This is a genomic window from Chitinophaga sp. CF418 (assembly GCF_900142925.1).
Lineage (GTDB): Bacteria > Bacteroidota > Bacteroidia > Chitinophagales > Chitinophagaceae > Chitinophaga.
This window is the reverse complement of sequence record NZ_FRCN01000016.1, coordinates 36382-57914: the sequence shown is the minus strand read 5'-3', so window position 1 is coordinate 57914 and position 21533 is coordinate 36382. Positions and strand designations below refer to the sequence as shown.

The following is a 21533-nucleotide window of genomic DNA, read 5'->3' as shown; positions in this document are numbered from 1 at the left end:
TATAGGGAGCCGAATTATTATTGGATCAATACTTTCTTCGTATACACCTCAGCACCGTTTGTTACCACCAGGATATAAAAACCGCTGGCGATATTGCCGGTAGCAAGCGATACACGTTGTGTATTTGTTTTCTTAAAAGCCGCTACTTTCCTGTTCACATCCAGTAACTGCACCTGTACCGGTTTTGACGGATTATATTTTTCTACCTGCACCGTCAGGGTACCACCGCTGACAGATGGATTAGGGAATACACTGATACCGGTACTTTCTTCATGTTTTGCCGCTGCTTCTGCCGGAGAAAGGGCAGAAATGATCACAGAAGATACTTTATCATTCCAGGTGGCAACATCCAGTAAAGGAACATCTGACGTAACAGTAGTGCTGGCGCCGGAAAAGTTGTCATCTGCGTACAATACGATCTTATATCCCGGTGCTACTTTCAGGGCAGTAATATCATCATTACGCGCACCGTATGCCTTTAACCGGGCCAGGTTATAAGTACCCACAGGCAGGTATACGCCATAACCGCCATAGTTAAAGTCCTGGAAAACGCTCACGGCTATTGGCGGTGGTGTAGAATAAGTGAAAGGATAGGTTTGCTGGGCCTGCACAAACTGTGATTCATATTGGCTTGTCCAGCCGAAAGCTGTTGTAGCCAGCGGCTTCAGGTTCACACCTGCTGCAGCGCTCCAGAAATGCACAAACTCGCCCATGTTCATGCTGTTGTAGTCAGTGCCGGATCTCGAAAAATACAGGGACAGCTGGGTAAAATAACGGTTCAGGACCTGCGCACCGCCATATTGGCTGTAGATGGGATAGAACCAGTCCCGGAACCAGGCGGTGTTAGCCCTTGGGAAATCGTCGCGGGAAGCGGTGAAATCATTGTAGGCTGAGGTGGCCCGGCTTTCCAGACCTAAGCCTTTGTAAACATCATAAATAAAGATCTCCGCCCATTTACTGTCGCCCCATATACCGAAGGCAGGAGAATTATGCATGTTCTTCCCTCCTAATTCAACGATGTGGGCTACTTCATGTGTAAGCAGGTTGTAATCGCCCTGTGTAGCGCTCGTCCACGGACCAGCGCCGGCATCGATCACATTCCTGTTGTCATGGCTGGCATCGAAATAGGTTGCTGGATGTCCTCCGCTGTATTTGCCGGTATGCAGAATAGCAAACAGGTGCGGATCTGTTCCAAAGGAACCATAGGTTTTCTTGGTATAACGCCATACGTCAACAAGATACTGACGGGGCCAGGTGACTGAGCTACTCACGTCACTGTCAAAATAAAGGGCCAGGTCATTGTCGTAAAAAACGCGGGAAACAATCTGGTTGTGCTCAAACCAGTGTTCCTGCCAGGTAGCAGGAGGAGTTTGTGCCTTTACCTGGATAACGGGAAATGCCAGGCTGGCCAGGAGTACCAATGCGTAGAACTTTTGCATAAAAACGGGTTGAATGTGAGAAAAAACTGCCGGACGACTTGTCCGGCAGCGTTATATGAATAAAAAGGACTTATTGTATAACTATTTTCCTTGTGTAATACTTCTTACCGTTTGTTACTGTCAGTATATAAATACCGCCGGCAATATTGCTGGTACTAACAGAAACGCTGGATGCATTTGCTTTCTTATAAACCACTGCGGTCCTATTGACATCCACCAGAGAAATATTCAGCGGAGCGGTAGCATCGTACGCTGCAAGCTTCACAGTAAGCGTGTTTCCTTTGAGTACCGGGTTAGGGAATATTACCAGGCCTTTTTCTGTTGTTAGCGCCAGGTCTTCTTCTTTTACCGCAGCGAGGGTACTTGCGCTTGCGGCAGCCGCCGTGATACCAAAGGAGAACTTCTCCCATCCGTCTATTGCAGTTCTTTTGCAGGTCATCTCAGCAGCTCCGTTCTCTGAAGAAACATACATACCATTATTACCACGCAGGGAAATAGTTCCGTCACTGTTGGTGATCCAGTCAAAAACTTCCCAACCTTGTATGGAAGTCCTGTTGCAGGTCATACTTTTCTCACCGTTTTCAGAAGAAACATACAGCCCGCCGTTGTTTAGTGCCACCTTACCATTACCTGCATCTGCCACCAGGAATTTGTTCCATCCCTGTACGACTGTTGCATTTGTCCACATAGCGCCTACACCGCCTTTGGAGCTCATATAACCGCCATTATTGCCCTGCAGCCAGATAGTCTGTCCTATAGGAGCGGGATTATCAGTAGAACGTTCCACGACAATAGAAGATACCACGTCGTTCCAGGAGGCATCAATTGTGGTAGCATCAGCTGTAAAGGTTTTGCTGGCGCCGGTAAAGTTATCGTCGGCATAGAAGGTCACTTTATACCCCGGCAAGATTTTTATGGAAGAAACATCGTCATTGCGGGCGCCAAAGGCCTTTAACTTAGCCAGGTTGTAACTGCCTGGCTGCAGGTATACACCATAACCACCGTAATTGATGTCCTGGAACAGCGTGGCAGCTGTAGGTCCCCAGGGGGTATAAGTAAAGGGATATTTCTGTTGCGCCTGTACAAACTGTGATTCGTATTCGCTGGTCCAGCCAAAGGCTGTCGTAGCCAGCGATTTCAGATTCACACCAGCAGCACCGCTCCAGAAGTGGACAAATTCACCCATATTCATGGTACTATAGTCAGTACCGGTTCTCTGAAAATAGAGTGACACCTGTATGAAGTAGCGGTTCAGCAACTGTGCACCTCCATACTGATTGTAGATAGGATAGAACCAATCTTTGAACCAGGCGGTATTAGCCCTTGGGAAATTATCGCGGTTAGCAAGGAGCTCATTATAGAGTGATGTAGCCCTGCTTTCCATCCCCATGCCTTTATAGGCATCATAAAGGAAAATCTCCGCCCATTTGCTGTCACCCCACACGCCAAAGGCAGGAGAACCATGCATGTTCTTCCCACCTATTTCCACGATATGGGACACTTCATGTGTAAGCAGGTTGTAATCGCCCGGTGTAGCACCTGTCCACGAACCAGGGCCGGCATCGATCACATTTCTGAAATCGTGACTGGCGTCAAAATAAGTGGATGGGTGACCACCACTATACTTGCCTGTATGCATTATAGCATACAATTGCGGCTCTGTGCCAAATGAACCATAGATCTTCTTGGTGTAGCGCCACAATTGAGACAGGTAAGAATTCGGCCAGGTTACAGAACGACTTACGTCATTGTCGTAGTAAAGGGCAAGATCATTGTCAAGGAACACACGGGATACTACCTGGTTGTGTTCAAACCAGTGCTCCTGCCAGGTAGCAGGAGTTTGTGCCTGTGCTCTTTGAGGGGTGAGACCCAGGCTACCGGCCATTAGCGCCAGCATGTAGAATTTTCGCATTCTGTTAATGGTTATCATGAGGGAAAAGAAATAACTTACAAAAAGAAGGACTACCTCTACGGTAGCCCTTCTTGCATAAATAGCTTACTGGATCAGTACTTTGCTGGTATAAGTATTTTTACCATTGGTTACTGTCAGTATATAGAATCCGCTGGCCATATTAGCTGTAGGGATGTTCACAACAGCAGCATTGGCTTTCCTATAAGCCACCACTTTCTTGTTCACATCAACAACAGCTACATTTACCGGAGCAGATGCATTGTATTTTTTCACGTTTACAACCAGTGTGCTTCCTTTTGCAACCGGGTTAGGATATACCAGGAGGCTGCCGTTAGTTTCAACACTCAGGTCTGTTTTGTCTGCGGGTTGTACAGCTGCCATTGTTTTAGCTGCTGCACCAACAATACCGTAGTTGAATTTCTCCCAACCATCGATGGTTGCTCTGGTACAGGTCATTTCAGCTACGCCGTTCTCAGAAGAAACATACATACTATTGTTGCCACGCAGGGAAACAGTACCATCACCATTATCGATCCAGTCAAACACTTCCCATCCCTGTACAGCAGGTCTGTTGCAGGTGATGCTCTTTTCGCCGTTTTCAGAAGAAACAAACAGGCCGCTATTGCTCAGTGCAATTTTGCCGTTACCGGCATCAGTAACCAGGAACTGGTTCCAGCCCTGTACAACAGTAGCGTTCGACCACATAGCACCTACACCACCTTTAGAGCTTACATAGCCACCATTGTTACCCTGCAGCCAGATAGTTTTTCCGATAGGAGCTGTACCTGGGTTAGGGTTCTGTCCCGGATCATCAGGAGTAGTGGTATCACCTCTCTGTAATACCACTTCATTGATCGCATTCAGGAGAGAATTAGCACCGGTTACATCCTGAGAAAGTTCCCAGATCATGATACCACCACCCTGATCAAATGCCAGGTTAGTTTTAGCCTTGATCGTAGGAATACCGTTGTAACCTACGCCCTGGTAAGTATCAGCATTAGGACTTGCGCCTCTTGCCAACAACTGGGCATAAGACTCCCAGCTTGGTCTGCCATAGAAAGGCACACCCAGGATAGCTTTTTCCTTAGGTAAGCCGCGGCCAGTCCAGTAAGCGAGGGAACGCTGTGCATAGCTGTATGTAGAGTGCTGATATTCATTTTCGTCATAAGCCATCAATGTCAGGTAATCTACTACCGGGAATACGCCGCTGAGAATGCTGGCGCCGCCTTCACCAACTACAGCAGCAGTCAGCAGTTTACCACGGCTATGCAGCTGGGTGGACAGTTGTGTCATCAGTAGTAGGTAGTTATTGGAAGAGACACCATCATTGTCAGGATATTCCCAGTCGATATCCGCACCGTCCAGGTTATACTGGTTTACAAATGCAATTACTGCATTTACGAATGTAGTACGGGTGCCTGCATTGGCAGCCAGGGCTTCAAAGCCATTATCATTACCACCGTTCCATCCGCCGATAGAGATAGATACTTTCACTCCGGCAGCATGTGACTGGGATACCAGTGCCTGCAGTGCAGCAGGATTATCCAGCGCCTGTAAAGTACCGTCATTATTAGGTAAGATGAACGCATAGTTGACGTGGGTCAGCTTATTATAAGGCACTACTGCAGTGCTTGGGCTTCCGGCCCATCCTGGCCAGTAACCAACTACTTTGAATTTGTTTGGTGATGGATTTTCTACGCTGGTATCAGGGTTCTCAACAGGAGGATTATTACCCACAACGCCGAAAGCAAAGGCTTCCCATCCCTGTACAGTTGGTCTTGTACAGGTCATTGCCTGTGTACCATTCTCAGAAGAAACGTATAAACCATTGCTGCCTCTGAGCGCAACTTTACCATCAGCAGTTTCCATCCAGTCGAATTTCTCCCATCCCTGGATAGTTGGCCTGTTACAGGTAATAGCCTGTTCGCCATTCTCAGAAGAAACGTAGCTACCGGTATTCCCTTTCAGTGCAATCTTACCGTCACCGGCATCTACTACCTGGAACTGTTCCCATGCCTGAGGAGCATCGGAATCGCACCACATAGCGCCTACGCCATTCTTGGATGTAACGTATTTACCATTGAAGCCCTGTAGCCATACAGTTTTACCGATAGGTGCATTAGCAGAGCTTTTACCGGGAGCAACTGCTGCGATAGTATTTGGATTCTTTACGTTGTTGGCAAATTTGATGTTGTTCAGTACAGCACTCATATTACCGGCGCCATCCACCAGGTAAGGAGGAAGAATACGCAGCAATGCAGCATTCTCACCAGCGTCGAAGCGTTTGTAAGTCCAGTGGAACCAACCCACTCCGGCAGTATTCATTGCAGCGATATTAGCACGCAGCCAGTCAGCGCTGTTCTCACCGGTTTCACCTACTACTACAGGTACATTATAGGTGTTACGGAAATTGTTGATGGTACCCAGTTCATTGATCTGGTTAGGATCGCCACCAGTGGTGGTCGGAGATGTAGAAGTACCGTAACGGTGTGCATTATACACCAGGTTACTTTTGTTGGTGAATGTAAATGGCTCCAGGTAATTATACTGGTTACCCCAGCCATTACCTTCGATCATGAGCAGGTGTGTATCACCTTGTGCACGAACAGCGTTGATCAGTCTTTCAAACAGTGCATGGATCTGCTGATTCGTAGGTACGTGGTTAGGCTCATTGATCAGGTCATAGAAAGCGATTCTGTCATCGTTGATATAACGGGCAGAAATACGCTGCCATAAACGTACAGTGATGTCCTGATAAATAGACTTATTCCACAGGTCATTGCCCACAAATGCATCCGCAATGTTAGCATCAGTACCGGCAGCGCCAGGAGCGGCGTGCAGGTCCAATACAACATACATTTTGTTGGCAGCAGCCCATTTCAGCAAGCTGTCCGTCAGACGGAAACCTTCCAGGTTAGCGTCAGTGAACAGGGTGTTGCCGTTGTACCAGGAAGTCAGTGAATTAACATAACTGTTGTAGGTTGATGAGTTACGTGCAACGCCATTTCTGACTGCACGCTGCGCAGATGTGAGGAACAGATCGTAGTGCAATGGCAGACGGATACTGTTGAAACCGAGAGAAGCCATGTAATCAACATCAGCTTTGGTGATAAAGTTATCACGCCAGCTCTGGTAAAAGGCCTCGACAGCAGCATCGCTCTGTCCCTGATCATACAGGCCCTTTTTAACAGACCACTGGGTACCACCACCACCAGGTTTCATCATATAACCTTCCTGCAATAACCAACCACCGACGTTGATCCCTTTCAGGATCACTTCCTGGTTACTGGCATTGACAATACGTTTCCCATCGGCCCGCAGGCGGGTCAGTTGGGAATAAGCCTGCCCGGCCCCAAGACACAGGGCGAGCAAAAGCAGTGAACAGAATAATCTTAGTTGACGCAAACTTCGTGGAATGACGCACAACCGGTTCGTGTAATGGATCTTCATAGAGGGTATTTAAGGTTTTCACATAGAAAATGGCTTGGCTACCGGCTAGGTAAAGCCAGGCTAACATAGGTGTCGCACAAGAAAGGATTGGGTACTACGCAAACGATTGCTTTTTTTTACAAACAATAATAACTGACTGATGATCAACCCCTAATCATTGGAGCAAAATATGAGGGTTACAACGGGCATCACGAAGGGAAAGAATATCCCGTTCAGAAAGTCTGAGAAGGTAAAAAACGGGGGTGTTATATATAAAGGAACAGCTCCTCTGGCGCTGATGATAATCAGGAATGGAGGAGCTGTTTTATTAATAGATGATCTCAGCAACTATTAATCTTCATCAATCAGTTTAATACCTGTCTGGGTGAAGATGATCTTACGTTGTTTATACAAGGCACCAGTGGTCATTTTAAAAGTCTTCTTACTCATGCTGAAGAAATTATAGATTTCTTCCGGGTCTGACTTATCGTGGTAAGGCAGGTAGCCATCGTTTTCTTTCAGCAAGCGGAGTATTTTATCCGCTTCACTCTCTACCCTGTCATAACCAGGCTTACCGGTCACCACGTCTATTTTATCCCCTTTTATAGCTTTGATAAAACCTTTCAATTTATCTCCAATATCCACAGGGCCGAATACTTCACTATAGTGCAGAATACCCGTATGCTGGTTATTGATGATCACAACGAAACCTATCTCAGAGCGGCGGTATACGATCATATCCACAACATCCAACTCCTTTACTGTCAGGTTCTCATTGCTCAAATAAGGATCTATTTTCTCTGTTGCAGCCACCCTGTTGGTCAGTTCATCCAGGTAGATCTTTACCAGGTAATCCTGGCCGGGATGCATTTTGCTGATCTGTTTGGATGCAGGTACAAACAGGTCTTTCATCAGTCCCCAGTCCAGGAAGGCGCCCTGCTCGGTCACACCCGTTGCTTTCAGGTTGACAATATCACCTACAATGCCATATGGCTCCTGGTTGGTAGCCGTCAACCTGTTCTCCGAATCATGATAAATGAATACTCTCAGTTCATCTCCTTTTTTTGCCCCTTCCGGCACGAAGCGTTTAGGCATCAGGATCTCCTGTTCTCCCCCATCCAGGAACAAACCAAACTCACTCTCCTTCTTAACCCGTAACAGGTTGTATTCACCGACTTTATACATGTAATCTCTTATTTAGCAGCAAATGTACAATTACTTTCCCTTGTTCGCTCTCATCATAGTGGGGTAATCCTGCTTTCGCGCCAGGGCTGTTACTGCCTGTGCAATACGTTTAGCTTTTGTAGGTTCAGTTTTAGCGCTTTCGATCCATTTCATAAAATAGTTCCTGTGCCCTTTTGCAAGGGTATTAAAGAATGCCAGTGCCTCCGGCTCATCCTCCAGGCATTCCATCAGTTCCGGCGACGAAACAGGCTCGGGATTATCATCTTCTTCGATCTGAACTACCAGCTGGGCCCCTGCCCTTTTGGCGATAGCTTTGCGCATCTCCGCATTCACCGGCATAATGAATGAGCCATCCCCCATTGGCATCAATGCCACCGCCTCGATTGCATGTTTATCCAGCTTCCCTTTTACGCGGAAGGACTTCTTGTTCCCTGGCTTCAGCTGCTGAGCAATATCCTCAGGAACAACAATATATGTCCATCCTGTTTTCTCCCCCTGCTTTTCAAACTTCAACATGGTAGTAGTATACTTAACCATCTTGCTTTTTTTTGCTAACTTACTTAATAGCTCTGAATAATTAACAATTATAGAAATTGCATTATGCTTGTCTGTGAAACATCCAGATTAATTGTCCGCCAGTTTACCATTGACGACGCCCCCTTTATTTTCCGGTTATTAAACACTGATATCTGGCTCACCTATATTGGCGACAGGAACATCCGGGGGTTGAATGACGCCCGCAACTACCTGGTAAACGGACCATTGCTCAGTTATGACCGATATGGATTCGGACTATATCTTGTAGCACTGAAAGATGAGCATACACCTATAGGTATGACGGGCTTGATCAAAAGGAACGGATTGGAAGAAGTAGACATAGGGTTTGCCTTTCTTCCTGAATATACCGGCAAAGGCTATGCTTTTGAGGCAGCCAGTGCCGTTATGGACTACGCTTTAACAACCCTGCATCTGACCCGTATAGCAGCTATTACAACAGAAAAAAACGAGCATGCTATCAGCCTTCTTAAGAAGATCGGCCTGCATCACGAAAAGATGGTACACTTGCCGGGGAGTAGTACAGCGTTTATGTACTTCATTAATTAATCAATCTGTCAGTGCATAAGTTTATGCTGCAGCACAACCACTGAACGCGCCTCCACTTTTATCACTCCATTGCCGGAATATGTTTCTTCCCGGGGTGTTATCTGCAGATCTTTTGTATCCAGCATCTGCTTCCAGTTATGACCATATTTCTCATGTGGTAATCTGAAGTCCAGCGGTTCATAATGGGCATTGAAGATAATATAGAAGCTATCATCCACGATCTGCTCTCCTTTCGGACCGGAGGCATGCAGCCCTTTTCCGTTAAAAAATACGGCCAGAGACTTTGCGAAATCATGGCTCCAGTGTTCATCAGACATCTCAGAACCGTCCGGCAGGAACCAGGCAATATCCTCCAGGCCTATCCCTTTAATAGGCTGGCCCTGGAACCAGCGTCTGCGACAGAAGGCAGGATGTGCTTTCCGCAGGGCTATCAGCTGACGGGTAAACTGCAGCAGATCATTATCAATCTCCTTCCAGCTAAGCCATGACAACTCATTGTCCTGACAGTAAGCGTTATTATTGCCTTGCTGGGTACGGCCCAGTTCATCGCCGGCTACGATCATCGGAACACCCTGTGACAACAACAGGGTAGCAAAGAAATTGCGTTGCTGCCGGCGTCTCAGGGTCAATATTGTTTCATCTTCAGTTGGCCCTTCTGCCCCGCAATTCCAGGAGCGGTTATGGTCTTCCCCATCTGTATTATTATCCTGGTTGGCCTCATTATGCTTATCATTGTAAGAAACCAGATCCCGTAACGTAAATCCATCGTGAGCCGTTACAAAATTGATACTGGCGGTTGGGCTGCGGTAGTCATTCTTGTAAAGATCAGAGCTGCCGGTAAATCTTTCTGCAAACTCACCCAGCATACTGTCAGCCCCACGCCAGTAATCACGGATGCAGTCCCTGTATTTCCCATTCCACTCTGCCCATCCCGGCGGGAATTTACCTACCTGGTAACCATCTTCACCAATGTCCCAGGGTTCAGCTATCAGTTTTACCTGCGAGATGACCGGGTCCTGGTAGACGATATCAAAGAAAGCACTCAGGCGGTTCACCTCATGCAGCTCACGTGCCAGCGTGGAAGCCAGGTCAAAGCGGAAGCCATCCACATGCATATCCAGTATCCAGTAGCGCAGGCTATCCATCATTAACCTTAACACGTTAGGCAGGTAAGCATTCAGCGTGTTGCCGGTACCTGTATAATCCATGTAGAAACGTCTGTCTTCTGTAAGCCGGTAATAGGACGCATTGTCAACACCCCTGAAGGACAAAGTAGGCCCAAGGTGATTACCCTCTCCGGTATGATTATACACCACGTCCAGGATCACCTCTATACCGGCCTGGTGTAACACTTTCACCAACTGCTTGAATTCAGTCACCTGTTGTCCCAATACGCCGCTTGCGGCATACCTCGCGTCGGGGGCAAAGAAACCGATGGTGTTATATCCCCAGTAATTAGTCAGCCCTTTATCCACCAGATGCCTGTCTGCCACAAAATGGTGAACTGGCATCAGTTCAAGAGCTGTAATTCCTAACTCCTTCAGGTAATTAATAGTGACTGGATGAGCCATTCCGGCATAAGTGCCTCTTATATCTTCCGGTATATCCGGATGTTGTTGGGTAAATCCTTTCACATGTGCTTCGTAGATGATAGACTCATTATAAGCTATCCTGGGCGGCTTATCCCCTTCCCAATCAAAATAGTCATCTATTACAACACATTTGGGAATGAATGGTACACTATCCACATCACTGAAACTCTGGTCTTCTTCCGGATCATTCATCTTATAACCAAACAAAGCATCACTCCAGTTGATCGTACCGGCAATGGCCTTGGCATAAGGGTCTATCAGTAACTTCTTCGGATTGAAACGATGCCCGTTCTGAGGTTCATATGGACCATGCACACGATATCCGTATAATTGCCCAGGCTTTACACCGGGAAGATAACAATGCCATACCTGATAAGAACGTTCCCTGATCTTTACTTTTACAGTTTCTGCCTCATCTTCAGTGGTATTAAACAAACATAATTCCACCCCCGTAGCATTGTCTGCATACAGGGAAAAATTTACTCCTTTACCGTCCCAGGTGGCGCCTATTGGATAAGGGCTTCCAGGATAAACAACAGTCTGGTTCATAATGGATGATTGACCTCCCTCTTTCTCTTCCCGCTATCAGGAAGAGCATGTCAGGAGTATTATTTACTTAATCAATTTTCAGATGGCGAGTTCATTGGATTCCAGGCTTGAATTTTTTTCTTTCATTTTCCCTGAAGGCTGTTCTTCTACCAAAGCCTGTGCTTCGTCACGCAGGGGTTGCAGTTCCGTTGGCAGCGGACCAAAGATCAAAGCCTGGTAAGGTGATAGTGTTATTTCATTGTTCTCAAGCCTGAATGAGAGCATGTTATTTACCAAAGGTTCGGTATCAATGTCCAGTACGAATGGTAATTTATACAACACCTCCTCTTTTGAAAAGTTGAGTACGATCAGCAGCTTTTCTTCATCCAGTGTACGGGTATAGGTATACACCTGCGGATGATCAGGATCCAATAGTTCATATGCACCATATGTGAGCACAGGTTTATGTTTTCTTAGCAATACCAGCTGACGGAAATACCGGAGGATAGAGCGTTCATCCCTATCCTGGGCGGCGGCATTGATGAATTTATAGTTATCGTTGATCTTCAGCCAGGGCTTTCCGGTAGTAAACCCGGCATTGGGAGACTCATCCCACTGAAAAGGAGTCCTGCCATTGTCCCTTCCCGTTATCTGCGCATCTTTTAAAAATCGTTCTGTATCTCCGCCCTGACTTTTCACATACTTGTACATATTGATCGTCTCAATATCTTTGTAGTCTTCTATTTTCTCAAAGCGGATATTTGTCATTCCCAGTTCATCTCCATAGTAGAAAATAGGCGTAGCTCTCATAGTAAGCAGGAAGGTAATCAACAGCTTTGCAGAAATCTCACGGTATTGCTCTTCATCATTACCCCAGCGGGTTACCATACGTGGCTGATCATGCGTACCGAGATAGATGGTTCCCCAGCCGCCTTCGGCAAATACATTATTCCAGTCAGTATATAGCTGTTTCATTTCAGGAAGATTCAGCCCTCCGGGTTCCAACCGCTTATATCCTTCTTTTGCGAAGCCCAGCTGTACGCCCTCGAAGTGATATAACATATGCAGCTCTTTGCGATCTTCCTTTACAAACAACAAGGCTTCATCTTTCGTAATGCCGGAGGCTTCCGCCAGTGTAGTCACATCTGGTCTGTCTAATGTCTCACGATGCATTTCCTGCAGGTATTCATGCAGGTGTGGGCCATGCGCATAATATGCGGACCAATCCGAACGGTATTTTTCCTTAACGATTTCCTCTACTTCCGGCCAGGTGGTATCTTTAGAGATATAACAAATGGCATCCATCCTGAAACCATCTATTCCCTTATTAAACCAGAAGCGCATAATATCATAAATAGCCTTGCGCACATCCGGATTTTCCCAGCTGAGGTCCGGCATTTTTTCGGAGAAGTAATGAAGATAATATGAGTCGGTAGCCTTGTTGTAGGACCATGCGTTACCTGCAGGGTCGAAGTGGCTGTACCGGCGCGGAGGCTTACCTTTTTCTGCCGGCCACCAGTGATAGTAGCTATAATAAGGATTTTCCCGCGACTGCCGGGCATCCGCAAACCATGGATGTTCATCACTAGTATGGTTTACAATAATGTCCATCATCAGGCGGATCTTCCTGTCGTGCAACTCTTTTACCAGTGTATCAAAATCTTCCATTGTTCCCATCTCCCTCATGATATCGTAATAATCACTGATATCATATCCATTATCATCATTAGGGGATTTATAAATGGGATTTAACCAGACCATATCAATACCCAGACTTTTTATATAGTCCAGTTTAGATATGATACCCTGCAGATCTCCAATACCATCACCATTGCTATCTTTAAAGCTCCACGGATAGATCTGGTAAATAATAGATTCTTTCCACCAGTTTTTATCTCTGACTACTTTGTTCGACATAAACCTACTTTTCGGATTGATGTCTTTATCTTCTGCAAAAACCCTGCACGGGTCAAATCTGCTATCTGAATATTGAAAGAAATCTGTTTTTTCCACCAGACTGTAGAAATACTGCCGCATCGTTTCCACATTGTAAGCTATACAATATCCGGGCTGTCGGCTCTCTCTATACTGGCATATTATTTTCGCTTCACCTGCAAAAAGGATACATTGACAAGTAACTATACTTCAGCCGGGGCTGCTTTGCTTCCCGGCGGCATATGTAAATTCAGTGTTTGGGCGCCCTTCAGGAAGCAAATGATATTGTCTGTTTTACAACCTCAGCAGGCGTCATATCCCATGGTACGTGATGATCATGGTTACTGGCATGTGGAGGTGGATAGTGTACAGGCAGGTACGCGTTATAAATATATACCCGACGACGGGCCACCTCTTCCCGATCCTGCTTCCCGTTCCCAACCGGAGGGAGTACATGGTCCATCCGAAGTAGTAGATACCCATTTTAATTGGACAGATCATACATGGACAGGACTGGATCTGCATGAGCTGATCATTTATGAACTCCATACGGGTACCTTTTCTCACACCCACGATTTCCAGGGCATCATTGACCGATTGGAATATCTGCGTTCTCTGGGCATTACAGCGATAGAGATCATGCCTGTTGCACAGTTCCCCGGTAGCCGTAACTGGGGATATGATGGCGTCTATCCTTTCGCTGTACAGCATTCCTATGGTGGCGTAAAAGGATTAAAGCAACTTGTCAATGCAGCACACCAACATGGCATTGCTGTTATACTTGATGTGGTGTATAATCACCTGGGACCGGAAGGCAACTACTTCGCTCAATATGGCCCATGGTTTACGGGGAAATATAAAACTCCCTGGGGCCCGGCACTTAATTTTGATGACGCCTGGTGCGATGCTGTCAGGGGATATTATATACAGAACGCATTAATGTGGCTGAATGAGTTTCATATAGATGGTTTAAGAATGGACGCAGTCCATGCAATCCGGGATTGTAGTGCAAAACATTTTACGTCCGAGTTATCTGAGAAAGTGGATGAATTGCAAGCCACGCTGGATAAAAAGAAACTGCTGATTGCTGAAATAGACCTGAATAGTCCACGGTATATAACACCGCGCCAGGAAGGCGGCTATGGCATGCATGCACAATGGATAGATGAGTTTCATCATGCCTTACGCAGTCTGTTAACAGGAGATCTGAAGGGTTATTATGCAGACTTCGGCGGACTGGCCCCTTTGGCGAAATCATTCCGCGACTCGTATGTATACACAGGTCAATACTCAACAGTACGCAAAAGGAATTTCGGGGTTTATCCTGCCGGAAGAGATTATCACCAATTTGTTGTTTTTGCGCAAAACCATGATCAGGTTGGCAACCGTATGCTGGGAGATCGTCTTAACACGCTGATATCTTTTGAGGCACAAAAGCTGGCAGCAGCTGTACTACTACTATCTCCCCATATACCGATGCTGTTCATGGGAGAAGAATATGGAGAAACACGGCCTTTCCTGTTCTTCACCAGCCATAGCGATAAAGACCTGATAGCGGCAGTCACAGAGGGCCGCAGAAAAGAGTTTGCATCTTTTGCATGGGAAGGCGAAGTACCTGATCCACAATCAGATGAAACCTTCAATAACTCTACACTCAGCTGGGAAGCGACGTCTGAAACGGCTATTGCGTTAACGGAGCTGTACCGTTTTCTGATCGCTTTCAGAAGAACAAGGCAGGCAATGCAACATACCTCCCGCGAAAGTGTAAAAGTGTATACCCCATCAACACATTTATTGGTAGCAGAGCGTTCGGGAAAGGATGACCAACTGTTATTGCTCTTCAATTTTAGTGAACATTCAGTTCAATACATACATAACGGGGAAGGATCACTGGAAAAGAAATTCGACTCAGCGGCTGCTGTCTGGAATGGTCCGGGCAGTGACGCGCCAGATCAGGCAACATCATCAGCAGCTATTTCGCTACAACCATTCTCAGCTATTGTATATGAAATCACATAATCCGCCATCTGCAACTTACCGTTTGCAACTACATGCAGGTTTTACTTTTAAGGCATTAAAAGAGATCCTGGATTATCTCCATCTGCTTGGCATCTCCACAGTGTATGCCTCGCCTATATTTACGGCAACGCCAGGAAGTATGCATGGCTATGATGTAACTGAGCCACATCAGATCAATCCCGCTATTGGAACTATTGAGCAATTGCGGGAGATAAAGAAAACATTGCAGCAACATGACATGAACTGGCTACAGGATATTGTGCCGAATCATATGGCCTTTCATCCTTCCAATACCCGCTTGTATGATGTGATGGAAAGAGGTCCCTTATCCCCTTATTATGAGTATTTCGATATAGACTGGCAGCACCCTGCGCCTGAGCTTTCAGGTAAAGTAATGGCTCCCTTCCTTGGGAAAAATCTGGAGACATGTATAGCAGATGGCGAACTAAAACTGGTGCTGACAGATAAAGGGTACATCATCAGCTATTTTGAACAGGTATTCCCTTTATCCATCTCGTCCTATGATGCGCTTCTATCTGTATTCACCGACAGTGATGCAGTACCTGTACAAACTTTACTGGATGCACTCTACCAACAGGCTACTTCGGGAGCAACGCTGAAGGACTGGCAACAGGCGAAGCATCAGCTACATACACCGGCCAGCCGGGCCTTACTGGAGGGTGTTGCCTCCCGCGTTAATAATGACCGGGAGCTGCTGACAACGCTGATGCAACAACAGTATTACCATTTATGCAGCTGGCAGGAAGCTGACAGGCAGATCAATTACCGCCGTTTCTTTACTGTTAATGAGCTGATCACACTCAGAATGGAATCGCCTGCTGTATTTGATGAATATCATACTTTCGTGCATAGCCTTTATAGAGAAGAACTGGTGCAAGGGCTCCGTATTGATCATATAGATGGTTTACGCGATCCTGCAGGCTATATTGAGCGCTTACGCCTCCTGTTTGGAAGCAGTTGTTATATCATTGCTGAAAAGATCCTGGAACATCAGGAAACACTGCCTTCTGACTGGGCATTACAGGGCGCCAGCGGATACGAGTTCCTGTCTATGACGAATCATTTGCTGACCAATCCCATTGGCGAACAGCAATTACATGCGTTCTACTATGAACTGTTTCCTGATACAGCTAACTACAAAGATGTAGTATACGAGAAAAAAAGGCTGATCCTTGAGCGATATATGGGCGGTGAATGGGAAAACCTCGTTCGTTACTGTTACGCCCTAAAACTGGCTGATGCACGCACTAACCGAGAGCACCTGAAAGAAGCACTGGCCCTGTTCATTGCCTGTCTGCCGGTATATCGCCTCTACCCTTCCCAATGGCCATTAGATGACTATGCGCAGGAGGTAATACGGAACACTTTTGTAAAAATGCGGTCTGTCAACCGCATTGCAGAACCGGAGATGGCGTTGCTGGAATCCCTGTGGGAAGATATTCCTGAAGCAGAGAAAGCAAACCACAGGCTACTCTTCCTGCAAAGGTTAATGCAATTTACTGGTCCTGTGACAGCCAAAGGCGTAGAAGACACCACTTTCTATGTGTATAACGCCCTGCTTTCACATAATGAAGTAGGTGATAGTCCGGCGATAGAAGGTTTTTCTGTCAGTGCTTTTCATCAGCGGATGATAGCCAGGCAACAGCATACTGCCTGTTCCCTGAACACCACCTCTACACATGATACCAAGCGTGGAGAAGACGGCCGCATACGCCTGAATATGCTATCGCTTATACCGGATGTGTGGGAGCAACAGGTTGAGCAATGGAGGGAATTAAACGGTCCTTATGTCAATATACTCACGCCTGGTGATGAATATTTCATTTATCAGTCCGTCATTGCAGGTTTTCCGGCAGATGGGATTGTGACGTCAGCCTACATCGAGCGTTTACAGCAATACTTTGTCAAAGCCATCCGGGAAGCAAAAGTAAACTCGTCATGGGCCTCTCCGGAAGAAGCGTATGAAAACAATGGCGTTAGTTTTATACAGCAGATATTAACAGATGAAACTGGCTTCCTGGAAAATGTCCGTAGTCTTCTTGACATGGTCAATCATTATGCTTATATCAGCTCCCTCGCCCAGGTACTGATCAAAATAACAGCTCCCGGTATCCCGGATATTTACCAGGGTTGCGAACTTTGGGATTACAGTTATGTAGATCCTGATAATCGCCGCCCAATAGATTATACCCTACGCAAACAATGTCTTGAAACAATTATTACAAAAGAAAAGACACCCGGGTTCTTCAGCTATCTTTCAGAACACCGGCAGCAGGGGTTGGAGAAGTTATTCCTAACCTGGAAAGCGCTGAACTTCCGCCGTGCTCATGCCGACCTGTTTTTGGAGGGAGATTATATTCCCTTACAATGCAGTTCCGGGAAGATCCTGGCATATGCCAGGGCACACCGGCAACAATGGGTGATCATTATTGCCCCCCTTCCCGGAGAACCGGACATAATGGCTTCCGTGCTGTTACCAACGGGCGCTCCCACGGCATGGCGGAACATTTTTACAGGTGAAATGTTAGATAATAAAGGCACGATATCAGTAGCAGATGTGCTTAAAACTTTCCCAATGGGACTGCTGACAAATGAAATTTGAAAAAAAATTTGTTGGTTTTAAAAAAGTTTCTACATTTGCACTCCCTGACACGGAAAACAGATGCCCAGATGGCGAAATTGGTAGACGCACTGTGTTCAGGTCGCAGCGCTCGCAAGGGTGTGCTGGTTCGAATCCAGTTCTGGGCACACTAGTGGAAAGGTCGGAGAAATCTCCGACCTTTCTTTTTTTATCCTCTTCTGAGCCCGCTATGGGCCTGCTTATCAGCTCAAGAATAACATTAGGTTCCGTGGTTCGATATTTATTTTCTGAAAAAATCAATTTTTCCGCGAAGATCGAACCAATGATTTGTTTTTTGCCGATTGGAGAAGCTGCGATATAACGATTGGCTATGTTTTTCATGATCTCTCCACCGTGAGCAAGGTATTCCTGATAATCGTCTTTGGCAGATACTAGCCGCGTTTTCCGCTTCTCTAGCCCCTCTATCTTCTCCTGCAGGTCTTTTTTAATCTCTTTGAACTCATCTGCGGTAAAATCACCATCGAGTAGTAAGGATCGGGCGTTCTGTAGCCGCTGGCTTAATTTCTCGATCTCTATCTGTATATCCTTTTGTTCTTTTTCACTTTCGTCATTCCCATTCTTTAATGAGTTCCGGATTAGCTGACAATAGTAGTCTATTACAGAGGAATTGACGGCGATTTCACTTAGCTGCTTAACAAAAGCCTCATTCGCTGCTTCCGCCCGGAAGCGCTCTTTACATTGCTTTACAGACTGGCAATGATAATAATAGTAAATACCGCCATTACCTTTGGAACCACTTCCGCTCAACATCCTTCCACAGCGCGGACAGGTCAAAAAACCGCGCAGTGGTAAATGTTCGTCAATCTCTGTAAAGGAATTCACCCGTACATTACGTTTCTTGCCTTTCAACACGTCCTGCACATCGTCAAATAAACTTTCAGAGATGATAGCCTGATGAATTCCCTTTACACAATGAGCTGGTTCATTTTTGTAAGCAGCTATAAAGACCTTCCCACAATAAATAGGGTTACGTACCAGACTCCAAAACTGGCTACGACCGACTTTTAAACCTTTCCTGTTAACCATTCGTCGCAGGGTGTCTATATCCCATATACCCCTGGATATTTCCTCAAATGCCCAGCGGACTATTTCCGCCTTTTCATTAGGGATAAGGAATGGTTTGTTCTGAGCATCACGTCCGTTTTTATAACCAATCGGGGCAATACCCAGGTATCTCCCTTCTTTCTTGGCTCTCCGCATGCCATGAAGTGTGTTTAGGGCTCTTCTATCATTTTCCACCTCCGGCGTAGTAAGGTAAATAGCTAACATGATCTTGCTTTCCGGTATATCCATATCCAAAGGCTGTTCGATGGACTGAGGTTCCACAGAAAGCTTTTTAAGCTTACCAATCATTTCATAGGCAGCTGCGACATTCCTAGAGAAACGATCCCATTTCGAAAATAGAATCAGATCAACGATACCCTTATTCTTGCTGATCACATTCAGCATCTTTTGGAACTCCGGTCGGTCAAATGTCTTAGCTGAATGATCCTCCTTGTAAATACCAACCACCTGGATATTCTCCTTTTCACAATAACGTATTAACACATCTTCTTGGTGGGCTAAGCTATAACCGTCAGCCTGCTCGTCTGTACTTACCCTTGGATATAGGAATGCTTTTCTTTGAGTGATCATCATTGTAATCTTTAATGTGAATGACTTGTGTATTTGTCCTTGTAGATTCTTCATAAATATTCAAATCAATAGCGGCTAAACGATACAAGAAGTCTACTATTATGGTGACTTCCTTATCCGTATAGCCGTATTGATCTGACTGGAGTATTCGCTTTGATTCTTCCGTTGAGGGTTTGGCGGGCAACTGATGTTGGACTTCATGCTTCATATGATTATGATAAGAAGGCAATGTAGAAACATCTAAAAATTCACTTTCCCACTTTTGTACAGAAATGCCCGAATTGTTGCAAAAAGGTTAGAGTTTGTCCGAATTAAATGTTTCCGGATGATGTTATCTGTAAAATAACACTCTGAAACCCGCTGATGCATATTTAAAGCCGAATTGGTTTATTTGCGCAACATTTAATTTCCATTTGACATCCATTTGAATTCATTCAAGAACCGATTAAAAGCGTACAAATTGGGGTTAACAAACAATCGGTTTACACCTCTATAGTGCCTTGTTGATCGATGGAATTTTAAAAACTAACCTGAAAAGATCATTATTGCCAAAAAGAAATGAAAGAATGCTCTTGACCTTGGTACAGCATGTATGATAATCGTTCAAAACTGCGGGGATATTTATGTTTTATCAAATGAAGTAAATTGGATACTACCTCTATTACAGCCTCACCACTACCATTAATCCGAGGAAGTATTTTCATCAATAGAATTTCATCCAAACATTTATAAATAATCTCTTCATTATATTGATTCTTATATAATTTAGAATTATAAGCACAATAGATAAGAGCGGCATCACGAATGCGATACCCAAATCTGAAATGTGATTTGGTAAGCATTTTGTCTATGGCTTGAAGTTCGGATATAATTAAATCCCCGTTTTTCTGAGATAATTCATACGCCTCCTTACCATATAATAGTCGGCCCATAATTGTGTCAAGAGATATTGGATTTATTGGAAACTTAAAATCTGCATCATCGGATTTTATTCCGCTATAAAAATCTATTTCGGTCAATTCCAGTACTGAAATTCTATCTAACACCTTCATGCTAAACGTATGACCGTTTTCATCCATGTTGGCTGTTCCGATTACAATTAAATTAGGAGGTAACGTTATACCATTAGTTAGAAATCTATTCCGCAGCCTATCATCCAATTTGAGTCCAAACCTAGTCCATATATTCTGATCTCTTTCAGCATAAAACTTCAGTTTTTCTCCACTGATAAAAGCGTCGGATACTAGTTCATCATTAATCCATCGACGTGTTTCAAGAATTGATAAAAAGTCAGCGAAGTATTGTTCAACTTTGGCAAGGTTCATTTCATCAAGGCATAATATAAATGGAGTATCGACATGCTTCCAGGCCTTTATTAGAAACTCTATAAACGTAGTAAAATAATAAATCCCTTGATTACTAAGCCAGCCAATTATTTCGTCATTAGCGAGCCATTCTGTTTGAACTGATAGCATTAGGAAATTACCTGCCCGACCAGCCTCTTGAAGCTTTTTCGGACATGTCTGATATGCTAAGATTCTTGCAAACCGAGATTTTCCTGTTCCACACATCCCCGTCATGACTATGAAGGGCTTTGTCTTTATAGCCATCAATGCTTGACGATATGGATGATTGAAATCAACATTGTTTGGAAATGTAGAACTTAAGGTAATACCAGACTTCACCCCCTTTTTTGCGCTGCGCTTTTTTTTAACGAGCTTGTTACTGGCAATGCTCTCATCAATATCACCAATCTTTCCTTCTGGGGATTGCTTATCCAGCCCCAAGATCTCATCTTCAGTTTTATAAGCCCTATATCTGCGTTCCTTTAAACTTTTTATAGCAGTTTTGCTAGATATTATATTTCTCATAGTATCGTTGGTCTGTGATAAATATGATTTTACCTAAACGAATGCTTTATGAAAAAGAATAATTTTCAATATAGCATCCCAATCGGGATCATAATATGCCATAGAAAGTTACATGTACCCAAATTCAAGCAGCGGGTTGGTAAGTAATCTCTTCTTTTTCTAGTGACGTGGACTTTTGACCAGTTTGGGAATTTGCTAGGTATTAATAACGTTGACATAGAT

At 45.1% G+C, this 21533-nt stretch carries 13 protein-coding genes, 1 tRNA gene and 1 pseudogene; 5 read left to right on the top strand and 10 right to left on the bottom strand.

What is annotated here, in order from left to right:
- Positions 1-17 precede the first annotated feature (17 nt).
- From F3I09_RS29205 to F3I09_RS34235, 3 genes are all read right to left on the bottom strand, one after another.
- Positions 18-1439 (bottom strand): T9SS type A sorting domain-containing protein, encoded by a 1422-nt coding sequence (locus F3I09_RS29205; RefSeq protein WP_149698590.1) that lies wholly within the window; start codon positions 1437-1439, stop codon positions 18-20.
- Between the two features lie 70 nt (positions 1440-1509).
- On the bottom strand, positions 1510-3351 hold the full coding sequence (locus F3I09_RS29200) for a T9SS type A sorting domain-containing protein (RefSeq protein ID WP_149698589.1): 1842 nt from the start codon (positions 3349-3351) through the stop codon (positions 1510-1512).
- Between the two features lie 84 nt (positions 3352-3435).
- Positions 3436-6801, bottom strand: a complete 3366-nt coding sequence (locus F3I09_RS34235; RefSeq protein WP_188134000.1) for a glycosyl hydrolase family 18 protein — start codon at positions 6799-6801, stop codon at positions 3436-3438.
- A gap of 169 nt (positions 6802-6970) precedes the next feature.
- On the opposite strand from F3I09_RS34235, the gene F3I09_RS34230 reads away from it, so the two are divergent.
- Entirely contained in the window at positions 6971-7135 is a 165-nt protein-coding gene (locus F3I09_RS34230; protein ID WP_188133999.1) for a hypothetical protein, read from the top strand.
- Here F3I09_RS34230 and F3I09_RS29185 read toward each other — a convergent pair.
- The gene (locus tag F3I09_RS29185; protein ID WP_149698588.1) at positions 7132-7965 is read right to left on the bottom strand and encodes a S1 RNA-binding domain-containing protein; all 834 of its coding nucleotides are present in this window, start codon (positions 7963-7965) and stop codon (positions 7132-7134) included. The genes F3I09_RS34230 and F3I09_RS29185 overlap by 4 nt on opposite strands.
- 30 nt (positions 7966-7995) lie before the next feature.
- Positions 7996-8502: a YdeI/OmpD-associated family protein gene (locus F3I09_RS29180; protein ID WP_149698587.1), complete on the bottom strand. Its 507-nt coding sequence runs from the start codon at positions 8500-8502 to the stop codon at positions 7996-7998.
- Between the two features lie 63 nt (positions 8503-8565).
- On the opposite strand from F3I09_RS29180, the gene F3I09_RS29175 reads away from it, so the two are divergent.
- Positions 8566-9069 (top strand): GNAT family N-acetyltransferase, encoded by a 504-nt coding sequence (locus tag F3I09_RS29175; protein WP_149698586.1) that lies wholly within the window; start codon positions 8566-8568, stop codon positions 9067-9069.
- A gap of 8 nt (positions 9070-9077) precedes the next feature.
- On the opposite strand, the gene glgX is transcribed toward F3I09_RS29175, so the two are convergent.
- Together glgX and F3I09_RS29165 are read right to left on the bottom strand one after the other, a co-directional pair.
- Positions 9078-11210, bottom strand: a complete 2133-nt coding sequence (gene glgX, locus F3I09_RS29170; RefSeq protein ID WP_149698585.1) for a glycogen debranching protein GlgX — start codon at positions 11208-11210, stop codon at positions 9078-9080.
- Positions 11211-11288: 78 nt separating this feature from the next.
- Positions 11289-13106: an alpha-glucosidase gene (locus F3I09_RS29165; RefSeq protein WP_149698584.1), complete on the bottom strand. Its 1818-nt coding sequence runs from the start codon at positions 13104-13106 to the stop codon at positions 11289-11291.
- Positions 13107-13178: 72 nt separating this feature from the next.
- On the opposite strand from F3I09_RS29165, the gene treZ reads away from it, so the two are divergent.
- The 3 genes from treZ (at position 13179) to F3I09_RS29150 (ending at position 17912) form a co-directional block, all read left to right on the top strand.
- Positions 13179-15143 carry a malto-oligosyltrehalose trehalohydrolase gene (treZ, locus tag F3I09_RS29160; protein WP_223233429.1) on the top strand — a complete coding sequence of 655 codons (1965 nt, stop codon included), beginning with the start codon at positions 13179-13181 and terminating at the stop codon, positions 15141-15143.
- Positions 15130-17766 (top strand): malto-oligosyltrehalose synthase, encoded by a 2637-nt coding sequence (gene treY / locus F3I09_RS29155; RefSeq protein ID WP_188133998.1) that lies wholly within the window; start codon positions 15130-15132, stop codon positions 17764-17766. The genes treZ and treY overlap by 14 nt, the downstream gene beginning before the upstream one ends.
- Positions 17767-17828: 62 nt before the next feature.
- Positions 17829-17912: transfer RNA gene (locus F3I09_RS29150), tRNA-Leu, on the top strand.
- Positions 17913-18441: 529 nt separating this feature from the next.
- Here F3I09_RS29150 and F3I09_RS34510 read toward each other — a convergent pair.
- The 3 genes and pseudogenes from F3I09_RS34510 to F3I09_RS29135 all read right to left on the bottom strand — a co-directional run.
- A pseudogene (locus tag F3I09_RS34510) lies at positions 18442-19440 on the bottom strand (recombinase family protein); the annotation flags it as partial.
- Entirely contained in the window at positions 19382-19648 is a 267-nt protein-coding gene (locus tag F3I09_RS29140) for a hypothetical protein (protein WP_149698582.1), read from the bottom strand. The pseudogene F3I09_RS34510 and the gene F3I09_RS29140, both read right to left, overlap by 59 nt.
- Before the next feature lie 334 nt (positions 19649-19982).
- Positions 19983-21311 (bottom strand): McrB family protein, encoded by a 1329-nt coding sequence (locus F3I09_RS29135; protein WP_149698581.1) that lies wholly within the window; start codon positions 21309-21311, stop codon positions 19983-19985.
- Between the last annotated feature and the right edge of the window lie 222 nt (positions 21312-21533).